An 18410-nucleotide genomic window follows, 5' to 3' on the forward strand; every position below is an offset into this window, starting at 1 on the left:
TTCAATATCATTATTTTCTAGAAATAAGAAAATATCTTCTTTTTTTAATTGGCTGATCGATTGGATTTCAGCATCAATATCATTGCTACCTCGAGCATTGGTGTGGATGTGAAACGCACAGCCACCAAAAATAAATGCCTTAACGGCACCATGAGGAAGATATTGATGATTCATTGAAATCCAATCCTCAAGCTCTTGAAAGAGCTTGAGGATTGCAAGGGTGATAGGTGAGTCGTTATAAATACTCATCTTTAGTGTTGAAGCACCGAAATATCCGCCACTTTGGTAAATAAGGCGCGAAGCTGAGCAAGCAAGCGTAAACGGTTTGCTTTTAATTCAGCATCATCCGCCATCACCATTACACCGTCAAAGAACGCATCTACAGGCGCACGCAGTGCAGCAAGTGCAGAGAGCGCAGCAGTGTAGTCTTTGGCAGCGAATAATGGCTCAACTACAGGCGTGATTTTTGCAAGTTCAGCGAACAATGCTTTTTCAGCATCTTCCACCAGATTCGCTTCAACCACTTCACCAGCTGGTGCCGCTTCTTTGGCAAGAATATTGGCAACACGCTTATTCGCAGCAGCAAGTGCAGCCGCTTCAGGCAATGCGCGGAAGTGATTGACCGCATTGACACGCTTGTCAAAATCAAGCGGTGATTTTGGTGACAAGGCTTGAACGGCTTGAATCACGTCAACAGCCACACCTTGGTCTTCATATTTGGCACGGTAACGACCTTCAAGGAATGCAACCGCATCGTTTAAAGTCTTATCGTGATCTTTGAGTACATCGCCATACGCAGCTAAAGCAAGTTTGATCAAATCTTCGATTGAAACATCAAGCTCGTTTTCAGTCACTAGACGTAAGATACCAATTGCAGAACGACGCAGGGCAAACGGGTCTTTCGAACCTGTAGGCGCTTGACCAATACCGAAAATACCGGTGAGCGTATCTAAGCGGTCTGCAAGCGCAATGGTTGTACCTGTTTTGGTTTTCGGTAAAACATCACCTGCAAATTTAGGCAAGTACTGCTCGCCAAGTGCTTCAGCCACTTCATCATTTTCGCCTTCAAGACGTGCATAGTAAGTTCCCGCGATGCCTTGAAGTTCTGGGAATTCACCCACAAGCTCAGAGGTTAAGTCACATTTTGCCAGCAGGGCAGCTTTTTCAGCGTCAGCCGCATTTGCACCTGTAATTGGCGCAAGCGCAACAGCAAGTTTGGCAATACGTTCAGATTTGTTCCAAAGCGTACCCAATTCTGCCTGGAAGACCATGTTTGCCAATTTCTCTTTACGAGAAGCAAGCGGTTGTTTTTGGTCTTGCAGGAAGAAGAATTCAGCATCCGACAAACGTGGACGAACGACTTTCTCGTTACCTTCAATAATTTGTGACGGATCTTTCGACTCGATGTTTGACACCGTAATGAAGTACGGTTGCAGTTTATTATCGCTATTCACCAGGCAGAAGTACTTTTGGTTGTCCTGCATGGTCGTAATAAGCGCTTCTTGAGGAACAGCAAGGAAGCATTCTTCAAAGCTGGCACGTAGTGCAACAGGCCATTCAACCAGTGCAGTGACTTCGTCACGAAGATCCGCAGGCACAATCGCAATGGCATTCACTTCATCAGCAAGTGCTTTCACTTGTTGATCAATAATCGCTTGACGCTCTTCAAATGATGCAACCACATAAGCGCTACGAAGTGCATCTAAGTACGCATCTGCATTGGCCAGCGTAATCGCTTCAGGTGCATGGAAGCGGTGACCATACGTCACCTTGCCAGCTTTATGATCTTGAATAGTTGCATCAACCACATCGTTGTCTTTAAGCAACACCACCCATTTTACCGGACGAACGAATTCAGTACGGCTTGCTGCAGAACGCATGCGTTTCGCAATTGGCAGGTTGTCCAAAGCATTTTGTAAAATTTGCGGTAACAGCGCATCCAGGCTTTGGCCTTTGACATCTTTTAAGTAGCAAACTTTTTCAACTTTACCGGCCTGGAACGTTGAAACCTGATCAACCGTAATGCCTTGGCCACGCATAAAGCCTTCTAAAGCTTTGGTTGGTTTGCCTTCCGCATCATACGCTGCTTGCACAGCAGGGCCGTCAAAACGTTTTTGGGTATCGGCTTGCGCGCCATCTACATTGACAATTTTAAGTGCCAAACGACGTGGTGCAGCATAGGCTTCGATTGAATCGAAAGCCAGACCTGCATCTTTTAAGCCTTTAACCGTTTCTGCCTGTAATGCATCACGTAATTTTTTCAGGCTTTTTGGTGGGAGTTCTTCACAGCCAAGTTCAAATAAAACAGTATGTTTAGACATTATTTGTTCTCCGCTGATTTTTCTGCTTGCGCGGCTTCCGCCTCAACCTGTGCTTTTAACTGTGCCAGAACTTCATCACGTAAATGCGGTTCTGCCATTGGGAAACCAAGCTCTGCACGTGCGGCCACGTAGCTTTGTGCAATGGCACGCGCCAATGTACGGACACGTAAAATATAACGCTGACGCTCAGTCACAGAAATCGCACCACGCGCATCAAGCAGGTTAAAGCTGTGTGATGCTTTCACCACTTGCTCATAGGCAGGAAGTGGCAGTTTCGCTTCCATCAAACGAGAGGCTTCTGCTTCGTAAAAGTCGAACAGTTCAAACAGTTTGTCGACTGGCGCATATTCGAAGTTATAGGTCGATTGTTCTACTTCGTTTTGATGGAATACATCGCCATAGGTCACCGTACCGAACTGACCTTTGGTCCAAACCAAATCGTAAACTGAGTCGACACCTTGCAGGTACATCGCCAGACGTTCTAAACCGTAAGTGATTTCACCCGTGACCGGATAACATTCAACACCACCGACTTGCTGGAAATAAGTGAATTGCGTGACTTCCATACCATTCAGCCAAACTTCCCAACCTAAGCCCCAAGCACCGAGTGTTGGTGATTCCCAGTTATCTTCGACAAAACGGATGTCGTGAACCAAAGGATCAATCCCGATGGCTTTTAAAGAATCCAGATACAGCTGCTGGATGTTGTCCGGGTTTGGCTTTAATACCACCTGGAACTGGTAGTAGTGTTGCAAACGGTTCGGGTTTTCACCATAACGGCCATCTTTTGGACGACGTGAAGGTTGCACATAAGCGGCATTCCAGGTTTCAGGCCCTAATGCACGTAGGAAAGTTGCAGTGTGGAATGTTCCTGCACCCATTTCCATGTCGTAAGGCTGCAACACGACGCAGCCTTGCTCCGCCCAGTAATTTTGTAAGGCAAGAATTAAGCCTTGGAAAGTATCAATATGCGATATGGCGCGACTCATGGTCATCCACTTAAAATTAGAGAAAAATTGTGCTCAATTATAAGGATTTTGGCGGGAGGTAGCAAAGGTTATCCATACAATGCTGGCGCTTTGATCAGGAAGCGAAGCCTAACCGAAAAATCGCCATGAAAAATCAGTAGAGAAACCGACATTCGGTTGATCTGTCTATCCACAAAAAACGGATTTTGATCTGTAGGATTCGGGGAAAACCCAGCATTGTCATTTCAGTCATTTTTCTCAAAGATTGGTTTCATCTGGTGTATACAGCGCAATCATCTGCGCTGAACGGTGTATACGCAAAAACGATGTTTTTAAAATGAAGGGCTTATCAATTTTTTCTAAAAAGAGGATGATTCAGTGTGCCTATACTGATATACATCTCAACAGAAAAATTCATAATTATAAGATATAGAATGAATACATCTTATAAGCTGCTTCATTTTATAATGGCGGCCGTCGCCAAAATCACAAAGGATTCCCGTGTTTCATCCGCAATCTGAATGGTTAGAAATCTTAAAACCCAATTTCAAATTACTGCCGCTGAAAGAACGTCTGTTGTGCGGATTGGGTGCTTTGCTGGGCTTAAGTTTATCTTCACTGATCAGCTTATGGATTCTGGGCGATATTAATGCCTGGTATATCGCGCCGATGGGTGCGTCGTCAGTATTGCTGTTTGCGGTGCCGGCCAGTCCGCTGGCACAGCCGTGGAATATGGTGATTGGCAATACTATTGCCGGCATTATTGGTGTGACTTGTGCGCTGTATATTCCGAATCTGACCGAAGCCTTTAGTGTGGCGGTGGCCTTATCTATTATTTTAATGATGTCGACCGATTCGCTGCATCCACCGAGTGGTGCTGTGGCGATTACCGCAGTATTGGGCGGTGAGGCAGTCAGTGAACTGGGCTATTTATTTATCTTTTATCCGGTGCTGTTAAATTCGCTGTTATTGCTGTTGGTGGCAATGATGTTTAACCGACTGACTGGCAAGAAATATCCACACAAGGCCCAGCTGAACCTGCGTTCGCAAGACCCGACCCCGACCCAGAAAGTCACCATTCAGCCGCAAGATATTCATCATGTGCTGGAGCATCAGACCGAGCTGCTGGACATTAGTGAATATGACTTGCAGAAAATTATTCTGGAAGCGCAATATCAGGCTAATGCGCGTATGCAGGATGAAAACGTGCAGGAATGGCGCTGTGAAGATATCATGACCCATGATGTGATTACCTTGCAGCAGGATGATGATATCCAGCTCGCGCTAGACAAGTTCAAGCAGGTCAATTTAATGAGCTTGCCGGTGGTAAATGCCGAGCAGCAACTGGTCGGCACATTGGCACTGTATGAAGTGGTGGAATGGTTTAAACATGCTACCGATGTGCGGATGTCATGGCAGCATCAGGTCAAACACATTATGAACCGCAAGGTGGTGACGGTAAAACCACATCAGAGTATTGCCGATCTGGTCCCGTATTTTGTGGAACGCTCGTTTAACTATATTCCGGTGGTGGAACAGCAACAGCTGGTCGGGATTATTAGCCGCGCCGATATGATTGCCGCCATGAACCAGCGTCTGATCTGGCTACGCAGCAAAACTACGGAAAGTTAAAGCCAGAAAAAAGAAGCTACGGTAATAGGGGGCCACCGTAGCTTTAAACTGTGCAAGAAAGAAGATTAACGGTAACTGTTCTGATCTTCATGAATGGTACGTACCGGATTGCGATAGCCATTCACGTGTTCAATTTCAGCTTTCTTTTTCGGCATCACCAGCCACAGTACCAAGTACACCAGAATACCCGGGAAGGCGGCACTCATAATGGATACCAACACAAAAATAATGCGGAGTAAATTTGCATTCCAACCAAAACGTTCAGCAATACCACCCATTACACCTGCAATCATGTTTGAGCGGTTAGAGCGGTATAAACCAACATTGGCCATTGAGGTCTCCTTAAAAAATAAAATGGTGAGTCAATCAACAACTCATAAAATAAAAATGGCGACCTATTTCCGTTTTTAAAGGGTCAATGCGCTATAAATCGTTAATTTATGTAAATAAAATGACACGGTATAAATATTGCGCTTTAAAATCTTGAAACAGGTCTACAAAAACTGTAGATTTGGGTGAAAATTCATATAATTTCAATAGCTTCGCTGTGTGCCCATCAACCTGATGCAAAGGCATACGGTGGCTATTTTTATTGATACCCGGGAGACACCATATTGGCTGTGCATTGTTCGAAATGGTTATGGGGAATCTGTTGCCTGTCTTTGGCCGCTTGTGACCCGACGTTTAACAGTCAAGAAGGAGAGGAGGCACAGCCGTTTACACCCGTGGCAGACCTGCAGGTGACGGAAGATGTGCCAAGTAAACGCCTGAGTGAAGTGGCTGGCCAACCGGTATTTCCATCTGCAAAAGATGCCGATAAAGCCGTGGTGCCGGAAGCGGCCTTGGCCTATGTCGGCCGGTATCAGGTAAAAATTAGCTGTGAAGATGCCTATGTCAAATGTGAGACCGGTACAGCCGATTTTATTCTGACTTTATTGCCCGATGGCACCGCACATCGTTCCATCGTCTATCTGGGCCGGGTCATGGCCGGTGCACAAATGAACTATCATCTGGATTACTGGATGTATGATGAAACCGCACACCAGATTATTGTGCATCGCAGTAATGGGGTGGAAATTTTTTATGATATTGATGACACGCAGAATCTACGCATGGATTTAGAAAAAATTGCCACAGTATCGACGGTAAATCAGCAGTATTTTTCCCGTAATCCTTTACCGGCACATGCTTATTATCTGGAAAAGTCGGCCGATTAAAAAAGCAGATTGAGCGTTCTTTCATCCATATTAATATTGAGGTTGTAGCGCAGATACGATGCAGCCCAGCATATAAATGTGCAATGCAGAGTAGGGAAGCGAAGATATTTATTTTGGAAGATAAATGGTGGGTCGTCCGCGACTCGAACGCGGGACCAACGGATTAAAAGTCCGCTGCTCTACCAACTGAGCTAACGACCCTGAGGAATAAAAAATAAGCTGCTTATTTTTTAAGATGCAAGAACTGGAGTTTTTGCAGAGTTCCTAAGGAAAGATGGTGGGTCGTCCGCGACTCGAACGCGGGACCAACGGATTAAAAGTCCGCTGCTCTACCAACTGAGCTAACGACCCATCTTAGGCTTTCAAATGAGTGGTGGGTCGTCCGCGACTCGAACGCGGGACCAACGGATTAAAAGTCCGCTGCTCTACCAACTGAGCTAACGACCCATATCATTTGATGGAGCGTATTGTAGCAAGATCTCGTTTGAGCGCAAGTAAAAAATAAAAAAGTTGTCTATGTTTGATTATAAATGAAACAAATTCATGCTAGGGAATCAAAAAATAGACAACTTTGGGCTTAGAAGCGGTATTGATAGGTTTGAATCTGCTCGAAAATTTCCAAGGTCAGATCAGTATAAGCCGCTGCACCGGGCAGCAACACCAGCAAACGATCCGTGGTAGCTGCCGGATTAAATGCCTGTTCTTTGAGCTTGTTTTTCTGATATTTAAAAGTGCCGGTGGTTTCAACCTGGGCCTGAATCCGTAAAAATACCGGAACCGCATAGCCGGGCAGGGCCTGTTTAAACTGGCTCACCATCTGCTGCAGGTCATGTTCATCCAGTGTTGCATCGGTATTTAAGGTAATGGCCGCCATTCCGGCACGGCCATTGGTTTCTGGAATTTCTACGCCGTAAACCACCGCTTCGGCAATTTTCTCATAATCACAGAGTATATTTTCCACTTCGGTGGTGGAAACATTCTCACCTTTCCAGCGGAAGGTATCACCCAGGCGGTCAACAAACTGGGCATGACGGAAGCCGATATTTCGTACCAGATCACCGGTATTAAAGTATTGATCGCCACGCTGGAAAACGCCTTTTAAAATCACCGCCTTGTTTTTTTCCGGATCAGTATAGCCATCAAATGGCGAACGGCGGGTAATTTTGCCAATCAATAAACCAACTTCACCTTTTTTGACTTTCTGGCACCAGCCGCGCGCATCCCGGACCGGTTCATTTTTTTCTTTATCGAAAGCCACAATCGCATAAGGGGTTGGAGAAAAACCAACGGTATTGTCAAAGTTAAAGATGTTGCTAAAGCCGACATTGCCTTCACTGGAGGCATACAGCTCCAGAACTTCTTCAATGCCAAAGCGTTGCTTAAACTTGTTCCAGATATTCGGGCGCATGCCGTTCCCAATCATTTTGGTAACACGATGGCCCTGATCCAGCGCGGATGGTGGTGCATCCATCAGGTAGCGGCACAGCTCGCCGACATAACCAATGGCAGAGGCATTAAATTTCTGTACATCTTTCCAGAAGCTGGAGGTGGAATATTTACGTCGAATTGCCAGGGTTGCGCTACCGGCAATTACGCCGCACCAGCACACCACAATACCAGTGGCATGATACAGCGGCAGGGTCACATACATGACATCTTTTGGATTCAGATTCAGTACATGGCCGTAGGTGCCATAGGCCAGGGTCCAGCGGCTATGGGTGAACACCACGGCTTTCGGCAGGCCGGTGGTTCCCGAGGTATAGATATAAAACAGGCCATCTTTGCCCTGGACGGAATGCGTGGTCGGCGGATTGAATTTCGGAAAATGGTCGATCTTTTCGGCCAGATTGTTAAAGCCTTTCGGAGCTTTGCCCGCATCGCGCTGGGTTTCCTGATCGGCAAACCAGTCCAGACGATCTGCCGGCAAATCCAGCGCCTGACGAATCTCCTCTACCGCAGCACGGCATTCTTCGCCAACAATTAGCGCGACCGGTTTGACCAGATTGATGCTATGGGTCAGCACCTTACCCACCTGTGAGGTGTTTACCAGTGCAATGGTGACGCCAATTTTGGCCAGACCGATGATAGTCGCGATCAGTTCCGGGCGGTTTTCCAGCATTACCGCAATCACATCGCCTTTGCGTGCGCCTTGTGACAGATAATAGTGGGCAATCTGGTTGGCCCATTCATTCAGGGCTTTGTAGCTAAAGCGCTGCTCTTCAAACATTAAAGCCAGACCATGCGGATTACGTTTGACCGCTTTTTCAAAGGCAATGCCCAGACCGGCAGGGGTGGATGGCGTTCGTAAATAGGCTTGACTCAGACCCTGAATAAGATTCGGGACTTTGCCGATAAACTTTGGAATTTTGGCGGCGACATCGGCCAGACCAATAAGATCATGTTGTGTTGTATGGCTCATATGAATCCTATTTATTCTCGACATCCAATCTGTAGTTCTAGCGCATGAATATTGCACTTTAAGGTTTTAATCGTTTCGTTGTAGTGTAATCAACCTAATCTGACAAATTAACAAAAAAAATCCAGCCACCGAAATGACTGGATTTTTTTATTCACCTGCAAAAAAGCAAATTATGACTCAGTTGAGGTGTTGGCTTTCTTTGGTGGACGGCCACGTGGACGACGCGGACGTGCCGGTTTTTCTTTCTCGGCCTTGTCTGCTGCGGCTTCTGGAGCTTCAGCTTCTGCATTTGCCGGTGCTTCGCTGGCATCTGCTGCATCAACTGGCAGTTCAGCCTGTACTGGTTGCGCTGCTTCAGCTTTCGCTGTTTCTTTAGCCGGTGCTTCGGCTGCAGCGCTTTCTTCAGTCGCCACTTCAGTTTCAGTCGCAGTGGTTTCAGCCGCTGGTGCTGCTTCAGTTGCTGCTGGCTCGGCAGTCGCTTCTACAGGTGCTGCTGTGCTGCTTGCAGCAGTGGCTTCTGTTGCTTCAGCTGCTTGAGCGTCCGCCGCAGTTTCTGCTGGTGCATCGTTAGCGGGTGCTTTTTCTGCTTCGTCGGCATGGGCCTGTTTGGCCTGTTCCAGCGCCTGTTCGGCAGCAAGTTTGGCTAAACGACGACGCTCACGCGGATCATTGGCCACACGCTTGACTGGCGCTGGTGGAGTCAGGTCCAGCACAGGAGCAGGTTCTGCTTCTGGCTCAGCTTTGCTGACTTCAACATCACGGGTCACAGGCTGCTTTTGGCTTTCTGCCGCAGGTGCTTGAGCGACCAGGCTGGCTGCATATTGTTCAGTGAACTTTTGCAGGGCGCGGTTGAAGGTTGGAATTAAACCAAACTGCTCAATCAGCACCGAGCAATCTTCACCATACACATGACGGATCAGGCTGCCTACCGTGTACTGCTGCAAGGCTGGAACCTGAGATGGTGACAGCTTTGGCGGCTGGTTTTGTTGCGCACGACCTTCACGTTGCTGGCGACGACGCTGACGCGGATCGTTGCTGGCGCGTTTCACCGGTTGCGATTTGTGCTCTTCAGCCACAATTGCCGCAGGTGCCACTTCTTCTTTTGGTACTGGTGCTTCTTCTACTGCTTCAGTGCTGGTCGCAACCGGAAGTTCAGCAGTTGCTGCAGGTGCAGCGGCTGCGTTCTGGTTTAGCGCGACAATTTCACTTTGTGCAGCATCAACATTCACCACCAGAGCAGTTGGCATCACGTCCTGACGTGGTGCATCCACCAGGTCCACTTTCAGGCCTTGTGCTTCAGCGGCTGGTGCTGCTGTAGCTGCTGCCGGTGCAGCCGTGTCATTCAGCACGCTGGCATCGCGGTGGCGATTTGGACGCTCTGGACGTTGCTGGTTACGACGGTCACGACGTGGCACAGCATCTTGCTGTTGCGCTTCGTTTTGCGTCTGTTCATTGTTGTTGTGCTGACGGCGGGAGTTGCGTTTGTTTTCACGCGCTTCCTGACGTTGCTCCTGACGTGACAGCTGCACCACTTCTTCGTGTACCTGATGCTGTGCTGGGCTGTTGTCATTCTGGCTGTTTTGCTCGCGCGGCTCTTTGTGCTTGCTGCGCTTTTTGTTGTTGTGACGTGATGATTTTTCTTCACGTTCAGCCGGTTTTTCAGCGTGATCACGCTCATGCTTGGCCACAGTTGATGGGGCAAGATAAGCATTGCTGGTTGCTGCTGCTGGTGCAGCCACAGGCGCCGCAGCTGCAATCTGACCGAACTGGCCACGGCTAACTGCGCCATTATTGACCATTTGCTCAATCGCTGCAGCCGCATTGTTGGCGCTACGTGACTGATCAACCGTGTTGGCCTGTTTTTGCACAAACAGGTTTTCTAACCATGCACATGGGCTAGCACTTGGTGCAGCGGCAGCAGGGGCCACTTGTGCAGGCGCAGCGGCTTGAGCTTTGGCTGGACGCTTCTGTTCCTTTTGCGGTGCTGCAGGCGCAGCTGCATGCTGAGCGTGCTGTTCTTCTTCTAAATGCCATTCAGAGGCTTCATAACCTAGTTCCTGTTCGCTTAAGCGGGTGGCTGCTGTGCGTTCATAGCTGGTTGGGGCAAAGCCTTCCGGATTGTAAGAGATTTCGTAATGTGGGGTTTCTAAATGCGGGTGCGGCAATACCGTTACACGTACATTTGAGGTTTGTTCAAGGTAAACCAGGCTGTGACGCTTTTCATTCAATAAGAATGCTGCAATTTCAACCGGTACTTCAACCTGAACTTCACCATGACGCTCACGTAGCGCAATCTCTTCCACTTTACGCATAATCGACAGTGAGAGAGAACGTAAGTCACGTACCATGCCGGTACCATGACAACGTGGGCAAACATAACCGGTCGCTTCTTCTAAAGATGGACGTAAGCGCTGACGGCTCATCTCCATTAAACCAAAGCGTGACAATTGACCAAACTGGATACGCGCGCGGTCGCTTTGCGTTGCTTCACGCAGCTTGGCTTCCACCATACGCTGGTTACGGTCTTTGGTCATGTCGATAAAGTCGATTACTACCAGACCACCGATGTCACGTAAACGTAACTGGCGTGCAATTTCTTCAGCAGCTTCCAGGTTGGTGTTTAGTGCGGTATCTTCAACGTCCTGACCACGAGTTGATTTTGCCGAGTTAATGTCGATTGACACCAATGCTTCGGTTTGGTCAATCACGATTGAACCACCTGAAGGCAGTTTGACTTCGCGTTCATAGGCGGTTTGAATCTGGCTTTCGATACCGAAATGCGCGAACAGTGGTTCATTTAGGGTATAGGTTTTTAACTTGTCGAGCTGACGTGGCATCACCGCTTTTACGAAGTTATAAGCTTCGTTATAGGCCTGTTCTGAGTCAATCAGGATTTCAGCCACATCATCACGCAGGTAGTCACGAATGGCACGCGTGACGACACCGGCTTCCTGATGCACCAGCATTGGCGATGGACCAGAACTTGAGGTGCTTTGAATTTGCGCCCACAGATCTAGCAGATGCTGTAAATCAAGTTGTAATTCTTCTTGAGAACGACCAATACCGGCAGTACGTACAATCACGCTCATACCGCGTGGCACGTTTAAAGAGGCCAGCATTTCTTTCAGTTCTTCACGCACTGAACCGGAAATCTGACGGCTGATACCACCCCCTTTCGGGTTGTTTGGCATCAGGACCAGGTAACGGCCCGCCAGTGAAATAAAGGTCGACAGGGCAGCACCTTTGTTGCCGCGCTCTTCTTTTTCTACCTGAACCAGCAGTTCGGTGCCTTCAGTAATCAGTTCGCGAATATTTGAAGTTTGACGAGGATCGGCCTTGTAGTAAGAGTTGGCAATTTCGCGCATCGACAGGAAGCCTTGACGACCGGCACCATACTCAACAAATACAGCTTCTAAAGATGGCTCTACGCGAGTCACATGACCTTTATAGATATTTGATTTTTTTTGTTCACGGGTACGATTTTCTAAATCAAAATCGTAAAGACGCTGACCAGTGACAAGTGCAACGCGAATTTCTTCAGCATGTGTTGCATTAATCAACATACGTTTCATGGGTGTAACACCTTATAGTGATACACAGCAAAACATCGCTCTATACGTAGCGAGCATCAAACATCACGGATCATGGTTCAGATCTCAAATACAGCGGTCTGAACGTTTCTCTACCGGCCTGATAATCGGGTTTCGGTGGATGATTCACGTATTGATGATGTCAATACGGCTTCAATCTTTAAACGATTAAAGTCACCTGGTCGTTTCACTGGCGGACGAGCGGTACATTGGATGTGAGTAACTTTCACTGTCACATTGCTCAAAGATCATCCCTTCTTTTAGTCGAGTGTCTTGATACGGAATTATCGTCGTATCTTTACAATTTGTGCAGATCCAATGTATCAACGCTGTAGCCTGAATGCGACATCAGGGAACGACTAGTCTGATGTGTATCAGTTTACATTTAAAAACCAACTTGAGGTTGGCGACATATTTTTTCAGGCAAACTGATTTATGTACCTTAAGTACAATTAAACGCAACAGTTTGCAGTTTTGCCGATATAATAAGCCTTCGGCGTCGGCATAATTCTTTTGGGACCTTTACGTGTTTAGTGGAGTGTTTGATTGAATAATCAACTTCAGTAAAAACCGAAATGACCCAACTTTTACCCACTTACGATGGTTTCCGTGCGCTGACTATATCAAACCTTGCATCATCTGCCTATGGGCTAAGCTTATGTTTCTTGTGTAAAGCATAGCCTAAGTGATCAGTTTTTAATCAATTTTAGTATTTTTTTAGGTCGTCGTAACTGTATGAATTCTACCCAACAATGGCAAAGTGTCACTTGGTTTGAAGTCGATGAGCATCAAGCGGGGCAACGGATTGACAACTTTTTGTTTAGCCGTTTAAAAGGCGTGCCCAAAAGCCGGATTTACCGTCTGATTCGTGAAGGTCAGGTGCGGGTCAATAAAAAACGGGTCAAAGCCGAAACCAAGCTGAATATTGGCGATCAGATCCGGGTTGCTCCAATCCGTTTTGAACAGAAAGATGATACCCCGGCGCCGGTGTCAGATAAAGTTGCTCAAGGCTTGCTGAACCGGGTCATCTATGAAGATGAAGGGCTGATGGTGGTGAACAAGCCATCGGGCATTGCCGTGCATGGGGGCAGTGGTGTGGCCTATGGCTTGATTGAGGGCTTGCGCGCGGCCACCGGGAAAAAATATCTGGAGCTGATTCACCGCATTGACCGCGATACTTCGGGTCTGGTGATGATTTCGAAAAAACGCAGCGTATTAAAAACCTTGCAGGACATGCTGCGTGAGCACAAAATCCGTAAAACCTATGCTGCGGTGGTGAAAGGACAGGTGACGCTGGACAAACAGCTGATTGATGCACCTCTACATCGTTATGAGCTGGCCAATGGCGAACGTCGCGTGCGTGTGTCTAAAGAAGGTAAAGAATCGAAAACCCAGTGGAATGTGCAAGAGCGCTTTATGCATGCCACACTGGTCTATGCATCGCCGCTGTCTGGACGTACCCATCAGATTCGTGTGCATGGTCTGAGTATTGGCCATCCGCTGGTGGGTGATGAAAAATACGGTCATGAAACCGAATATCGTGGCCCTAAACCACGTCGCTTGTGTTTACACGCCATGCGTCTGGAAATTCCGGGTTATCCGACCATTGAAGCGCCGTTGCCTGAAGATATGCAGAGTCTGGTGGCGCAGTTAAGAGCGCAGAAGGCGGATAAGGTGCTAACACTTGGGAAAGATGACGAATAATCTTTGGCTTTTTAATTCTCGTTCGTCTTGCTTTATTTAAGTGGGAAATTTCCCTCTTTATTAAAATTAAAGATGAGGAACATTGTTCCGCAAGGGGGAGATTAAATTTCGGAAAAATCCTCTCCCTGAGCAGCACTGCTGCGCAAGTCTCCTTCTTGCACGTCGTTTAAAGCAGTGCTTTAAACTCGTTCAGGAGAGGGAGCGTTGCGATAGTAAATGATATCTGCATCCGAAATGTGCGAAAGGCGACATGGGTGTCGCCGTTGGGTAATTAATATCTGTTGTGATCTTGCAATAAAAGTTATTTTCTAATGAAGCTCTCCCTCCTTTTTTAAAGGAGGGGCGGGGTGGATTTAAACCGAATCAAATCGAGGAAACCATATATGAACACAGCTGTAGAACTCATCATTTTCGACTGGGATGGCACCTTGTTTGATTCAGTCGGTCAAATTGTGGCGAGTTTACAGTTCGCTGCACAGCAGTTTCAGCAACCCTTAACCGATGAAGCAGCCAAAAGCATTATCGGTTTGGGCCTGCCTGAAGTGGCGCAGCGTTTGTTCCCGATGGTGCCGGAATTGCATGGCGAGATTTTACAGTGCTATTCCGAGCACTATGTAGCCAACTCCAAAACCGATGTCTGGTTTGATGGTGTGGCGGCGATGCTGGATGATTTACAGAATGCCGGGGTAAAACTCGCGGTGGCTACCGGTAAAAGTCGTAAAGGCCTAGATCGTGTATTGCAGCAGACTCAAAGTATGAATCTGTTTGCTGCGACCCGTGCCGCCAGTGAAACCCGCTCTAAACCGCATCCCTTAATGTTAGAAGAAATTCTGGCAGAAACCGGAGTGCGCCCTGAGCAGGCAATTATGGTCGGCGATACCTCTTATGATCTGGAAATGGCGCAGGCTATTGCCATGCCGCGTGTGGGTGTCAGCTATGGGGTACATACGGTCGAAGTGTTACAGCTGTTTCAACCGCTAAAAATTGCCGGGGATGTTAGCAGCCTGCATCAGTTCCTGTTACAGCAGGTACAAATGAAACAGGCCATCTAAGCGGGAGAGCATCTTTTCAGAAGAAGTGAACCTCTTGCCGCTTCTTCTTTTATTCAAGAGCTCATTTTCTTCCTTCTTATATTGATCTCTGCCTGGGCATGTTGCGTGATTGCAAAGTTTCGTCTTTCTTTTTCTGTTCTAGAGGCTGTATAAACACTGTGCAGCCTTATTGCCTCTAAAAACTGCTGATAAAATCGTCTAATACCGAAGCCTTAAGCGCTGAAACTTCTCATCCAGATTTCCTCAAAAAGTGGATAGAAATACTCGGAAATCTATAGCTATCAGGGGCTTCGTGTCGGTTGAGTTGTGGCTGTGTTATAGGTTCTAGCTATTGTAAAAAATAAAATAAGTATTGGCATAAAAAGTCCATTTTTCCGATTCTAAATCAGTTTATATCTATGCGCGTTTGCTAGAGATCGGCAGCAACAGCCTGTTGCCGCTCTGATCAGTCCCCCCTATATCGGCCGATGTTCAGCTGCATGCCGGAAAATCTAGTCAACAGCATAAGCCCAATTTTTGCAGTTTAAGGAAACATTGATGTCGAATTCTGCTGTTGTTGCATCAGTTGCTCAAGCGTTAAGAGATGCTGAATTATCACAAACTGCGATTGCACCGATTCGCCCACAATTAGGCGGTGAATCTGCTGATGTAGATATCGCGTACGCAGTTCAAGAAGTAAATACCGAACGCGCGTTGAAAGAAGGCCGCCGTTTAGTAGGTCGCAAAATTGGTTTGACCTCGAAGGTAGTTCAGGCACAACTGGGTGTTGATCAGCCAGATTTCGGTATGTTGTTTGCAGATATGGCCTATGGTGATGGTGAAGCCATTCCTGCAGGTTTGCTGATTCAACCGAAAGTTGAAGCAGAAATTGCACTGGTCATTAAAGAAGATTTGACCAAAGAAAAACACACCTATGCTGACATTATCAGTGCAACTGACTACGCACTGCCAGCAGTAGAAGTGGTGGATAGCCGTATTGAAAACTGGAAAATCAGCCTGATTGACACCGTGGCAGACAACGCATCTTCAGCGGCGTTTGTACTGGGTTCTCAACCGGTAAAACTGGAAAACCTGGATCTTGTGAATTGCAAGATGGTCATGACCCGCGGTGAAGAAGTGGTTTCTCAAGGTGTGGGTAAAGCCTGTTTAGCCAACCCATTGAATGCTGCAGTCTGGCTGGCAGATGAAATGGTACGCCGTGGTCGTCCATTGTTAAAAGGCGACATCATCTTAACAGGTGCATTAGGGCCAATGGTTGTGGCGCAACCAGGCGATGAATTCAAAGTTGAAATTGAAGGCTTTGGTTCAGTTACAGCGGCATTCGCTGCTGAATAAGCCCCAACCTGATCAGAATTTTAAGAGAGTACATTCATGAAAAAGATTAAATGTGCAATGATCGGTCCAGGTAACATCGGTACTGATTTGCTTTACAAATTACAACGTAGCGAATGGTTAGAGCCAGTATGGATGGTGGGTATTGATCCTACATCTGAAGGTCTAGCGCGTGCGGCGAAAATGGGTTTAAAAACCACGGCTGAAGGTGTAGATGGTCTTCTTCCTCACGTAATCGAAGATGACATCAAAATTGCATTCGATGCAACGTCTGCATACGTACACGCAGAAAACAGCCGCAAGCTCAATGAACTTGGCGTGTTAATGATTGACTTAACACCGGCTGCAATTGGTCCATTCTGCGTACCACCTGTCAACCTGGAAGCATTGCTTGCGGCTGGTGAAGTGCCAAACGTCAACATGGTAACGTGTGGCGGTCAGGCAACCATTCCAATGGTTGCTGCGGTTTCTCGCGTTCAACCGGTTGAATATGGCGAAATCATTGCAACGGTATCGACGAAATCAGTTGGTCCAGGTACGCGTAAAAACATTGATGAATTTACCCGTACTACTGCAGGTGCAATTGAGAAAGTTGGTGGTGCGAAACAAGGTAAAGCGATCATCATCATTAACCCAGCTGAGCCACCACTGATGATGCGTGACACAGTACATTGTTTAGTTGAAGGTGAGCCAGATCAAGCTGCGATCACTGAATCTGTGCATGCGATGATTAAAGAAGTGCAAAAATATGTACCAGGTTACAAACTGGTAAATGGTCCTATTTTTGACGGTAACCGTGTTTCGATCTTCTTAGAAGTCGAAGGTTTAGGTGACTTCTTGCCGAAATATGCAGGTAACCTCGACATCATGACAGCAGCAGCTGCACGTACTGCAGAAATGTTTGCTGAACACGTTTTCAACACTGCTGAAGCTTAAGGAGCAACCTCATGTCTAAGATTATTGTTCATGATATGACTTTACGTGATGGTATGCACCCGCAGCGCCATCAAACCACTGTTGAGCAAATGATTGCCATTTCAACAGCGCTAGATGATGCCGGCGTACCTTTAATTGAAGTGACCCACGGTGACGGTCTTGGTGGTTCATCAGTGAACTACGGTTTTGCTGCTGCTACTGACGAAGAATACCTGTCTGCTGTTGTGCCACGTATGAAGAATGCGAAAGTGTCTGCACTGCTTCTTCCTGGTATCGGTACAGTTGATCATTTGAAAATGGCGCATGAAATTGGTGTATCAACGATTCGTGTTGCAACACACTGTACAGAAGCGGACTGTTCTGAACAGCACATCACTGCTGCTCGTAAACTCGACATGGACACTGTGGGCTTCTTAATGCTGGCTCACATGGCTTCTCCTGAGCGTCTTTTAGAAGAAGCGCAGAAGATGGTGTCTTACGGTGCAAACTGTATTTATGTCACAGACTCAGCAGGTTACATGCTTCCTCAAGACGTGAAAGACCGCGTGGGTCACTTGCGTCAACACCTTGACCCAAGCATCGAACTCGGTTTCCACGGTCACCACAACTTAGGTATGGGTGTATCAAATACGGTTGCTGCGGTTGAAGCAGGTGCAGTACGTGTGGACTTGGCCTCTGCAGGTCTTGGTGCGGGTGCGGGTAACACACCACTTGAATTGTTCATTGCTGTAGCGAACCGTATGGGTATGGATACAGGCGTTGACCTGTTCAAAGTACAAGACGTTGCTGAAGACCTTGTGATTCCAATGATGCACAACCCAATTCGTGCAGACCGTGATGCGGCAACTTTAGGTTATGCGGGTGTTTACTCTTCATTCCTGTTGTTTGCAAAACGCGCTGAAGCGAAATATGGCGTGTCTGCGCGTGAAATCCTGATGGAACTGGGTCGCCGTGGTACAGTCGGTGGTCAGGAAGACATGATTGAAGACTTGGCGTTGACCATGTCTAAAGCACGTGAAATGCAAGCTTAAGTTTTAATTTTAAAACTGGCTTAAACAAAGCACTCCAAATATATTTGGGGTGCTTTTTTATTGGTGTGATTGATTGACTCACGATCACTTTAAAATAAATCCGGATTTAAAAGCGCACAGCTCAATACATTTAAGATGCATCTTATTTTTATATAAAAAATCTGTTAAATGATCAGCCGGGATTTATTTTAAAAGGATGGAAAAGAGG

The 18410-nt window shown here is 47.0% G+C and carries 12 protein-coding genes, 3 tRNA genes and 1 pseudogene; 7 read left to right on the forward strand and 9 right to left on the reverse strand.

Annotated elements, in window-relative coordinates; translation table 11 throughout:
- The 3 genes and pseudogenes from ACPEPR_RS12930 to glyQ form a co-directional block, all read right to left on the reverse strand.
- A pseudogene (locus tag ACPEPR_RS12930) lies at nucleotides 1-249 on the reverse strand (hypothetical protein); the annotation flags it as partial.
- A gap of 2 nt (nucleotides 250-251) precedes the next feature.
- On the reverse strand, nucleotides 252-2321 hold the full coding sequence (gene glyS / locus ACPEPR_RS12935; RefSeq protein ID WP_423562519.1) for a glycine--tRNA ligase subunit beta: 2070 nt from the start codon (nucleotides 2319-2321) through the stop codon (nucleotides 252-254).
- Nucleotides 2321-3310, reverse strand: coding sequence for a glycine--tRNA ligase subunit alpha (gene glyQ / locus ACPEPR_RS12940; protein WP_127801778.1), 990 nt, complete (start codon nucleotides 3308-3310; stop codon nucleotides 2321-2323). The genes glyS and glyQ overlap by 1 nt, the downstream gene beginning before the upstream one ends.
- Nucleotides 3311-3790: 480 nt before the next feature.
- Here glyQ and ACPEPR_RS12945 point away from each other — a divergent pair, with 480 nt between their 5' ends.
- Complete coding sequence (locus ACPEPR_RS12945; RefSeq protein ID WP_423562520.1) at nucleotides 3791-4921, forward strand: HPP family protein; 1131 nt, start codon at nucleotides 3791-3793, stop codon at nucleotides 4919-4921.
- Between the two features lie 65 nt (nucleotides 4922-4986).
- Here ACPEPR_RS12945 and ACPEPR_RS12950 read toward each other — a convergent pair whose 3' ends face one another.
- Nucleotides 4987-5253 (reverse strand): PspC domain-containing protein, encoded by a 267-nt coding sequence (locus tag ACPEPR_RS12950; protein ID WP_005181954.1) that lies wholly within the window; start codon nucleotides 5251-5253, stop codon nucleotides 4987-4989.
- A 288-nt stretch (nucleotides 5254-5541) separates the two neighbouring features.
- Here ACPEPR_RS12950 and ACPEPR_RS12955 point away from each other — a divergent pair, with 288 nt between their 5' ends.
- Complete coding sequence (locus ACPEPR_RS12955; RefSeq protein ID WP_225876424.1) at nucleotides 5542-6138, forward strand: hypothetical protein; 597 nt, start codon at nucleotides 5542-5544, stop codon at nucleotides 6136-6138.
- Between the two features lie 125 nt (nucleotides 6139-6263).
- Here ACPEPR_RS12955 and ACPEPR_RS12960 read toward each other — a convergent pair.
- The 5 genes from ACPEPR_RS12960 to ACPEPR_RS12980 form a co-directional block, all read right to left on the reverse strand.
- A tRNA-Lys gene (locus ACPEPR_RS12960) sits at nucleotides 6264-6339 on the reverse strand.
- A 74-nt stretch (nucleotides 6340-6413) separates the two neighbouring features.
- A tRNA-Lys gene (locus ACPEPR_RS12965) sits at nucleotides 6414-6489 on the reverse strand.
- Nucleotides 6490-6509: 20 nt separating this feature from the next.
- Nucleotides 6510-6585 (reverse strand) — tRNA-Lys (locus tag ACPEPR_RS12970).
- Between the two features lie 130 nt (nucleotides 6586-6715).
- On the reverse strand, nucleotides 6716-8557 hold the full coding sequence (locus ACPEPR_RS12975) for a long-chain-acyl-CoA synthetase (RefSeq protein WP_423562521.1): 1842 nt from the start codon (nucleotides 8555-8557) through the stop codon (nucleotides 6716-6718).
- A 170-nt stretch (nucleotides 8558-8727) separates the two neighbouring features.
- Nucleotides 8728-12129 carry an Rne/Rng family ribonuclease gene (locus tag ACPEPR_RS12980; RefSeq protein WP_160241649.1) on the reverse strand — a complete coding sequence of 1134 codons (3402 nt, stop codon included), beginning with the start codon at nucleotides 12127-12129 and terminating at the stop codon, nucleotides 8728-8730.
- A gap of 753 nt (nucleotides 12130-12882) precedes the next feature.
- Between ACPEPR_RS12980 and ACPEPR_RS12985 the strand changes: the two genes are divergently transcribed.
- The 5 genes from ACPEPR_RS12985 (at nucleotide 12883) to dmpG (ending at nucleotide 18202) form a co-directional block, all read left to right on the forward strand.
- On the forward strand, nucleotides 12883-13851 hold the full coding sequence (locus tag ACPEPR_RS12985) for an RluA family pseudouridine synthase (protein ID WP_423562522.1): 969 nt from the start codon (nucleotides 12883-12885) through the stop codon (nucleotides 13849-13851).
- A 383-nt stretch (nucleotides 13852-14234) separates the two neighbouring features.
- Nucleotides 14235-14903: an HAD-IA family hydrolase gene (locus tag ACPEPR_RS12990; RefSeq protein ID WP_016659605.1), complete on the forward strand. Its 669-nt coding sequence runs from the start codon at nucleotides 14235-14237 to the stop codon at nucleotides 14901-14903.
- 537 nt (nucleotides 14904-15440) lie between these two features.
- Complete coding sequence (locus tag ACPEPR_RS12995) at nucleotides 15441-16238, forward strand: 2-keto-4-pentenoate hydratase (RefSeq protein ID WP_005181967.1); 798 nt, start codon at nucleotides 15441-15443, stop codon at nucleotides 16236-16238.
- Between the two features lie 36 nt (nucleotides 16239-16274).
- A complete protein-coding gene (locus ACPEPR_RS13000) occupies nucleotides 16275-17171 on the forward strand; it encodes an acetaldehyde dehydrogenase (acetylating) (protein WP_005181969.1) in 897 nt (298 codons plus the stop codon).
- An 11-nt stretch (nucleotides 17172-17182) separates the two neighbouring features.
- Nucleotides 17183-18202: a 4-hydroxy-2-oxovalerate aldolase gene (gene dmpG / locus ACPEPR_RS13005; RefSeq protein WP_005181971.1), complete on the forward strand. Its 1020-nt coding sequence runs from the start codon at nucleotides 17183-17185 to the stop codon at nucleotides 18200-18202.
- The last annotated feature ends 208 nt before the right edge of the window (nucleotides 18203-18410 follow it).

Origin of the sequence: Acinetobacter sp. AND/436 (assembly GCF_049546925.1) — a bacterium.
Classification (GTDB): domain Bacteria; phylum Pseudomonadota; class Gammaproteobacteria; order Pseudomonadales; family Moraxellaceae; genus Acinetobacter; species Acinetobacter indicus.

Excerpts from the sequence above, each read along its gene's own strand:
- ACPEPR_RS12950 (WP_005181954.1), bottom strand. The coding sequence starts at position 5,253 with ATGGCCAATGTTGGTTTATACCGCTCTAACCGCTCAAACATGATTGCA.
- glyQ (WP_127801778.1), bottom strand. The coding sequence starts at position 3,310 with ATGAGTCGCGCCATATCGCATATTGATACTTTCCAAGGCTTAATTCTT.
- dmpG (WP_005181971.1), top strand. The coding sequence starts at position 17,183 with ATGTCTAAGATTATTGTTCATGATATGACTTTACGTGATGGTATGCAC.
- ACPEPR_RS12975 (WP_423562521.1), bottom strand. The coding sequence starts at position 8,557 with ATGAGCCATACAACACAACATGATCTTATTGGTCTGGCCGATGTCGCC.
- ACPEPR_RS12980 (WP_160241649.1), bottom strand. The coding sequence starts at position 12,129 with ATGAAACGTATGTTGATTAATGCAACACATGCTGAAGAAATTCGCGTT.
- ACPEPR_RS13000 (WP_005181969.1), top strand. The coding sequence starts at position 16,275 with ATGAAAAAGATTAAATGTGCAATGATCGGTCCAGGTAACATCGGTACT.
- ACPEPR_RS12990 (WP_016659605.1), top strand. The coding sequence starts at position 14,235 with ATGAACACAGCTGTAGAACTCATCATTTTCGACTGGGATGGCACCTTG.
- ACPEPR_RS12995 (WP_005181967.1), top strand. The coding sequence starts at position 15,441 with ATGTCGAATTCTGCTGTTGTTGCATCAGTTGCTCAAGCGTTAAGAGAT.
- ACPEPR_RS12985 (WP_423562522.1), top strand. The coding sequence starts at position 12,883 with ATGAATTCTACCCAACAATGGCAAAGTGTCACTTGGTTTGAAGTCGAT.
- glyS (WP_423562519.1), bottom strand. The coding sequence starts at position 2,321 with ATGTCTAAACATACTGTTTTATTTGAACTTGGCTGTGAAGAACTCCCA.